The organism is Bacillus sp. A01H (assembly GCF_045277205.1).
Taxonomy (GTDB): domain Bacteria; phylum Bacillota; class Bacilli; order Bacillales; family Bacillaceae_G; genus Bacillus_A; species Bacillus_A paranthracis.
In genome coordinates, this window is the sequence record NZ_CP117702.1 from 1 (window position 1) to 7,500 (window position 7,500).

The 7,500-nt window shown below is 35.3% G+C and carries 6 protein-coding genes (1 of these 6 only partly in view); all 6 read left to right on the forward strand.

Going from position 1 to position 7,500, the window contains the following annotated elements; translation table 11 throughout:
• Positions 1-1,341: a chromosomal replication initiator protein DnaA gene (dnaA, locus tag PSR14_RS00005; RefSeq protein ID WP_000428025.1), complete on the forward strand. Its 1,341-nt coding sequence runs from the start codon at positions 1-3 to the stop codon at positions 1,339-1,341.
• Positions 1,342-1,519: 178 nt separating this feature from the next.
• Entirely contained in the window at positions 1,520-2,659 is a 1,140-nt protein-coding gene (dnaN, locus tag PSR14_RS00010) for a DNA polymerase III subunit beta (RefSeq protein WP_001212896.1), read from the forward strand.
• A 127-nt stretch (positions 2,660-2,786) separates the two neighbouring features.
• Positions 2,787-2,999, forward strand: coding sequence for a S4 domain-containing protein YaaA (yaaA, locus tag PSR14_RS00015; protein ID WP_000821367.1), 213 nt, complete (start codon positions 2,787-2,789; stop codon positions 2,997-2,999).
• A 12-nt stretch (positions 3,000-3,011) separates the two neighbouring features.
• Positions 3,012-4,139 carry a DNA replication/repair protein RecF gene (recF, locus tag PSR14_RS00020; RefSeq protein ID WP_000470750.1) on the forward strand — a complete coding sequence of 376 codons (1,128 nt, stop codon included), beginning with the start codon at positions 3,012-3,014 and terminating at the stop codon, positions 4,137-4,139.
• 38 nt (positions 4,140-4,177) lie between these two features.
• Positions 4,178-6,100 (forward strand): DNA topoisomerase (ATP-hydrolyzing) subunit B, encoded by a 1,923-nt coding sequence (gene gyrB, locus PSR14_RS00025; protein WP_000435990.1) that lies wholly within the window; start codon positions 4,178-4,180, stop codon positions 6,098-6,100.
• A gap of 88 nt (positions 6,101-6,188) precedes the next feature.
• A protein-coding gene (gyrA, locus tag PSR14_RS00030; RefSeq protein ID WP_406644104.1) for a DNA gyrase subunit A crosses the window boundary here: on the forward strand, positions 6,189-7,500 show its 5' portion. The gene runs 1,160 nt beyond the window's last position; only the first 1,312 of its 2,472 coding nucleotides appear in the window; the start codon lies at positions 6,189-6,191; its stop codon lies beyond the right edge, outside the window.

Genomic DNA, 7,500 nt, shown 5'->3' on the forward strand with positions numbered 1-7,500 from the left:
TTGGAAAACATCTCTGATTTATGGAACAGCGCCTTAAAAGAACTAGAAAAAAAGGTCAGTAAACCAAGTTATGAAACATGGTTAAAATCAACGACCGCACATAATTTAAAGAAAGATGTATTAACAATTACGGCTCCAAATGAATTCGCCCGCGATTGGCTAGAATCTCATTATTCAGAGCTAATTTCAGAAACACTTTATGATTTAACAGGGGCAAAATTAGCTATTCGCTTTATTATTCCCCAAAGTCAAGCCGAAGAGGAGATTGATCTTCCTCCTTCTAAACCGAATTCAGCACAAGATGATTCTAATCATTTACCACAGAGTATGCTAAATCCAAAATATACGTTTGATACGTTTGTTATTGGCTCTGGTAACCGTTTTGCTCACGCTGCTTCATTGGCCGTAGCCGAAGCGCCAGCTAAAGCATATAATCCCCTCTTTATTTATGGGGGAGTTGGACTTGGAAAGACCCATTTAATGCATGCAATTGGTCATTATGTAATTGAACATAACCCAAATGCCAAAGTTGTATATTTATCATCAGAAAAATTTACAAATGAATTCATTAATTCTATTCGTGATAATAAAGCTGTCGATTTTCGTAATAAATACCGCAATGTGGATGTTTTATTGATAGATGATATTCAATTTTTAGCGGGAAAAGAACAAACTCAAGAAGAGTTTTTCCATACATTCAATGCATTACACGAAGAAAGTAAACAAATTGTAATTTCCAGTGATCGGCCACCAAAAGAAATTCCAACTTTAGAAGATCGTCTTCGTTCTCGCTTTGAATGGGGACTCATTACGGATATTACGCCACCAGATTTAGAAACGCGGATTGCAATTTTGCGCAAAAAGGCAAAGGCTGAAGGACTTGATATACCAAATGAGGTCATGCTTTATATTGCAAATCAAATCGATTCAAATATTCGTGAACTAGAAGGTGCACTCATCCGAGTTGTAGCTTATTCATCTTTAATTAACAAAGATATTAATGCTGATTTAGCAGCCGAAGCACTTAAAGATATTATTCCAAATTCTAAACCAAAAATTATCTCCATTTATGATATTCAAAAAGCTGTAGGAGATGTTTATCAAGTAAAATTGGAAGATTTCAAGGCGAAAAAGCGAACGAAATCAGTTGCCTTCCCTCGCCAAATTGCAATGTATTTATCACGTGAACTGACAGACTCCTCCTTACCTAAAATAGGTGAAGAATTTGGTGGACGTGATCATACAACAGTTATCCATGCTCATGAAAAAATTTCTAAGCTACTTAAGACGGATACGCAATTACAAAAGCAAGTTGAAGAAATTAACGATATTTTAAAGTAGTAGCTGAATAGTGTGAATAACTTTCCTTGTTTTACGCACAGTCTATCCACATGTAGATAGACTGTTTTTACATCCTTTAACAGGGTTATCCACATATCCACAAGCCCTATTATTATTACTACTATTTTTTATCTTTATTAATTAAATAAAATCTTATACTTACCGGAGGTTTTTCTTTATGCGTTTTACAATACAAAAAGACTATCTTGTAAGAAGTGTACAAGATGTAATGAAGGCTGTTTCTTCTCGTACAACAATTCCAATCCTTACGGGGATTAAAGTTGTCGCTACAGAAGAAGGAGTTACATTAACAGGAAGCGATGCTGATATTTCAATTGAATCTTTCATTCCAGTTGAAGAGAATGGAAAAGAAATCGTAGAAGTGAATCAATCAGGAAGTATTGTTTTACAGGCTAAATATTTTAGTGAAATTGTAAAGAAGTTGCCTAAAGAAACTGTAGAAATTTCTGTGGAAAATCATTTGATGACAAAAATAACTTCTGGAAAATCAGAGTTTAATTTAAATGGTTTAGATTCTGCAGAATATCCATTGTTACCACAAATTGAAGAACATCATGTTTTTAAGATTCCAACGGATTTACTTAAACATATGATTAGACAAACTGTATTTGCAGTTTCTACTTCTGAAACAAGACCAATCTTGACAGGTGTAAACTGGAAGGTATATAACAGCGAACTAACTGGCATTGCTACAGATAGTCACAGACTAGCTCTTCGAAAAGCAAAAATTGAAGGCATTGCAGATGAGTTCCAAGCAAATGTTGTTATTCCAGGAAAAAGTTTAAATGAATTAAGCAAAATTCTAGATGAGTCTGAAGAAATGGTAGATATCGTTATTACGGAGTATCAAGTATTATTCCGTACAAAACATTTATTATTCTTCTCAAGATTGTTAGAAGGAAATTACCCTGATACAACTCGCTTAATTCCAGCGGAGAGCAAAACAGATATTTTTGTAAATACAAAAGAATTTTTACAAGCAATTGATCGTGCATCTCTTTTAGCAAGAGATGGTCGTAATAATGTTGTAAAATTATCAACTTTAGAGCAGGCAATGCTAGAAATTTCCTCGAATTCACCAGAAATCGGAAAAGTAGTAGAAGAAGTTCAATGTGAAAAAGTAGATGGAGAAGAGTTAAAAATATCTTTTAGTGCAAAATATATGATGGATGCACTAAAAGCATTAGATAGTACTGAAATTAAGATTAGCTTTACTGGAGCAATGAGACCATTCTTAATTCGTACAGTAAATGATGAATCCATTATTCAATTAATTTTACCGGTTCGTACTTACTAAGTAAGAAATAAGGGTTGCTAGTTTTCAGATGCTAGTAGCCCTTATTTGATTTTTGGGTATTACTTTCCTAATGCTAGTTTATTTAGTACAATGAAAGAATGAACACTTTCAGAAAGTGAGCGATTTTATGAAACGTATTAAAATTTCAACAGAGTATATTACACTAGGGCAATTTTTAAAGTTAGCCGATGTAATTGATACAGGTGGCGCTGTAAAATGGTTTTTACAAGAATATGAAGTGTACGTGAATCAAGAACTTGAAAATAGAAGAGGTCGCAAACTATATGCGAACGATATTATTGAAATTCCAGGAAGCGGAAGTTTCCAAGTTCAGTCATAAAGGGGGAGCCCTTTGTTTATTTCAGAAATACAATTAAAAAACTATCGCAATTATGAAAAGTTAGAGCTTTCCTTTGAAGATAAGGTAAATGTAATTATCGGCGAGAATGCGCAAGGGAAAACGAATTTGATGGAAGCTATTTATGTTTTAGCGATGGCGAAATCTCATAGAACCTCTAATGATCGCGAACTTATCCGTTGGGATGAAGATTTCGGTCAAATTAAAGGAAAGCTACAAAAGAGAAATAGTTCTTTGTCTTTGGAATTAAATATCTCGAAAAAAGGTAAAAAGGCAAAATTAAATCAACTTGAACAACAAAAATTGAGTCAATATATTGGCGTGATGAATGTTGTCATGTTTGCCCCAGAAGATTTAAATCTTGTAAAAGGAAGCCCTCAAGTAAGAAGACGCTTTTTAGATATGGAATTAGGCCAAATAGCTCCGGTCTATTTGTATGAATTGAGTCAATATCAAAAGGTGCTCACACAACGAAATCACTTGCTAAAAAAGATGCAAGGGAATAGTAAGAATGAGGAAACGATGTTGGATGTATTTACACTTCAACTTATTGAGCATGGTACAAAAATTTTGCAAAAACGCTTTGAATTTTTGCATTTACTACAAGAATGGGCAGCTCCAATTCATCGTGGTATAAGCCGTGGGTTAGAAGAATTAGAAATTGTCTATAAACCGAGTGTAGATGTATCAGAATCAATGGATTTGTCGAAAATAAAAGAAGTATACTATGAAAGTTTTCAATCCGTGAAACAACGTGAAATTTTCCGTGGTACGACTTTAATTGGTCCTCATCGTGATGATTTACAATTCTTCGTTAATAGTAAAAATGTTCAAGTCTTTGGTTCGCAAGGACAACAACGAACGACCGCACTGTCCCTAAAATTAGCTGAAATTGAATTGATTTACTCAGAAGTTAAAGAATATCCGATTCTTCTATTGGATGATGTATTATCAGAATTAGATGATTATCGTCAATCGCATCTGTTAAATACAATTCAAGGAAAAGTGCAAACATTTGTGACAACGACGAGTGTCGACGGAATTGAACACGAAACATTAAAAGAAGCGAAAACAATTCATGTAACGAACGGCACGGTAGATTGTGAAATAGATAGGGCGTAATCCCTGTTTAAATGGAAAAGTAGGTGATCTTTGTGTCAATGGAACAAAAGCAAATGCAAGAAAATTCATATGATGAAAGTCAAATACAGGTACTTGAAGGGCTAGAAGCAGTTCGAAAACGCCCTGGTATGTATATTGGATCTACAAGCGGAAAAGGACTTCACCATCTTGTATGGGAAATCGTCGATAATAGTATTGATGAAGCACTTGCAGGTTACTGTGATGAAATTAACGTTAGTATCGAAGAAGATAATAGTATTCGTGTAACGGATAATGGACGTGGTATTCCAGTTGGTATACAAGAAAAAATGGGACGTCCTGCTGTAGAGGTTATTATGACCGTTCTTCATGCTGGTGGTAAGTTTGGCGGCGGCGGTTATAAAGTTTCTGGTGGTTTGCATGGTGTTGGGGCATCTGTAGTAAATGCCCTATCAACAGAACTAGAGGTATTTGTACATCGTGAAGGTAAAATCCATTATCAAAAATACGAAAGAGGTATTCCGGTTGCGGATTTAAAAGTCATTGGTGACACAGATCAAACAGGAACGATAACTCGATTTAAACCAGATCCAGAAATTTTTCAGGAAACAACAGTATACGAATTTGATACGCTCGCAACTCGTATGCGTGAATTAGCATTTTTAAATCGTAATATTAAATTAACAATTGAAGATAAACGTGAACATAAGCAAAAGAAAGAATTCCATTATGAAGGTGGAATTAAATCATACGTCGAGCATTTAAATCGCTCAAAACAACCAATCCATGAAGAACCTGTATATGTAGAAGGATCAAAAGATGGTATTCAAGTTGAGGTTTCCTTACAGTATAACGAAGGATATACAAATAATATTTACTCATTTACGAATAACATTCATACGTATGAAGGTGGAACACATGAAGTAGGGTTTAAAACAGCTTTAACTCGTGTGATTAACGATTATGGACGTAAAAATAGTATTTTAAAAGATGCAGACAGTAACTTAACGGGTGAGGATGTTCGTGAAGGTTTAACTGCAATTGTATCAATTAAACATCCAAACCCACAATTTGAAGGACAAACGAAGACGAAACTTGGGAATAGTGAAGCAAGAACGATTACAGAGTCTGTGTTTTCAGAGGCATTTGAAAAGTTCTTACTAGAAAACCCGAATGTTGCACGAAAAATCGTAGAAAAAGGTACGATGGCAGCACGTGCACGTGTTGCAGCGAAAAAAGCACGTGAATTGACACGCCGCAAGAGTGCATTAGAAGTTTCAAGTTTACCTGGTAAATTAGCAGATTGCTCTTCGAAAGATCCAGCAATTAGTGAAATTTACATTGTAGAGGGTGACTCTGCCGGTGGATCAGCAAAACAAGGGCGTGATCGTCACTTCCAAGCGATTTTACCGCTAAAAGGTAAAATTATTAACGTTGAAAAAGCAAGATTGGATAAAATTTTATCTAACGATGAAGTGCGTACAATTATTACTGCAATTGGTACGAACATTGGCGGCGATTTTGATATTGAGAAAGCTCGTTATCATAAAGTTATTATTATGACGGATGCCGACGTAGATGGTGCGCATATTCGTACCCTATTATTAACGTTCTTCTATCGTTATATGCGTCAAATTATTGAACATGGTTATATCTATATTGCACAGCCACCGTTGTTTAAAATACAACAAGGTAAAAAAATTCAATATGCTTATAATGAGAAAGAGCTTGAAAAGATTTTAGCTGAATTACCAGCTCAACCTAAACCCGGGATCCAACGTTACAAAGGTTTAGGAGAAATGAATCCAGCTCAGCTTTGGGAAACGACAATGGACCCAGAAGTGCGTTCATTACTTCAAGTTTCCCTTCAAGATGCAATTGAAGCAGATGAAACATTTGAAATTTTAATGGGGGATAAAGTAGAGCCACGTCGTAACTTTATCCAAGAAAATGCAAAATACGTGAAAAACCTTGATATTTAAATGAGTAATGACAGGAATCTGAGTATTCCTGTCTTCTACATATAAATCAATGTATGTGTAACGGAAATGTAAGAGGAGGTGCTCGTTGATGTCAGACAATCAACAACAAGCACGAATTCGAGAAATTAATATTAGTCATGAAATGCGTACCTCATTTTTAGATTACGCAATGAGTGTTATCGTATCTCGTGCATTACCAGATGTTCGTGATGGATTAAAACCTGTGCATCGTAGGGTTTTATATGCGATGAATGATTTAGGAATTACGGCTGATAAAGCGTATAAGAAATCAGCACGTATTGTTGGTGAAGTAATTGGTAAGTATCACCCTCATGGTGATTCAGCTGTTTATGAAACAATGGTACGTATGGCGCAAGATTTCAGTCAACGTTATATGCTTGTTGATGGGCATGGTAACTTTGGATCTGTCGATGGAGATTCAGCAGCAGCAATGCGTTATACAGAAGCAAGAATGTCTAAGATTTCTATGGAGTTAATACGTGATATTTCAAAAAATACGATTGATTATCAAGATAACTATGATGGTTCTGAAAGAGAGCCAATTGTATTACCAGCGCGTTTTCCTAACTTACTAGTAAATGGTACGACAGGTATTGCAGTTGGTATGGCAACGAATATTCCGCCGCATCAACTTGGCGAAGTAATTGATGGGGTATTGGCATTAAGTCATAATCCTGATATTACTATTGCAGAATTAATGGAGTGCATTCCAGGACCAGATTTCCCGACGGCAGGTTTAATTTTAGGAAGAAGTGGTATTCGTAGAGCGTATGAAACAGGACGCGGTTCTATTATACTTCGTGCTAAAGTTGAAATTGAAGAGAAGTCAAATGGCAAACAATCTATTATCGTAACGGAACTACCTTATCAAGTAAATAAGGCGCGATTAATTGAAAAAATTGCAGAATTAGTTCGCGATAAGAAAATTGAAGGTATTACAGATTTACGTGATGAATCAGATCGAAATGGTATGCGTATTGTTATGGAAGTACGTCGTGATGCCAATGCTAATGTATTATTAAATAACTTATATAAACATACAGCACTTCAAACAAGTTTCGGTATTAACATGCTGTCTCTTGTAAATGGAGAGCCACAAGTGCTGAACTTAAAACAAAATTTATATCATTACTTGGAACATCAAAAGGTAGTAATTCGTAGACGTACAGCTTATGAACTAGAAAAAGCAGAAGCGCGTGCTCATATTTTAGAAGGATTACGAATTGCCTTAGACCATCTGGATGAAGTTATTACATTAATTCGTAGTTCGAAAACAGCGGAAATTGCAAAGCAAGGTTTAATGGAACGTTTCGGCTTAAGTGAAAAACAAGCGCAAGCTATTTTAGATATGCGTTTGCAACGTTTAACAGGTTTAGAAC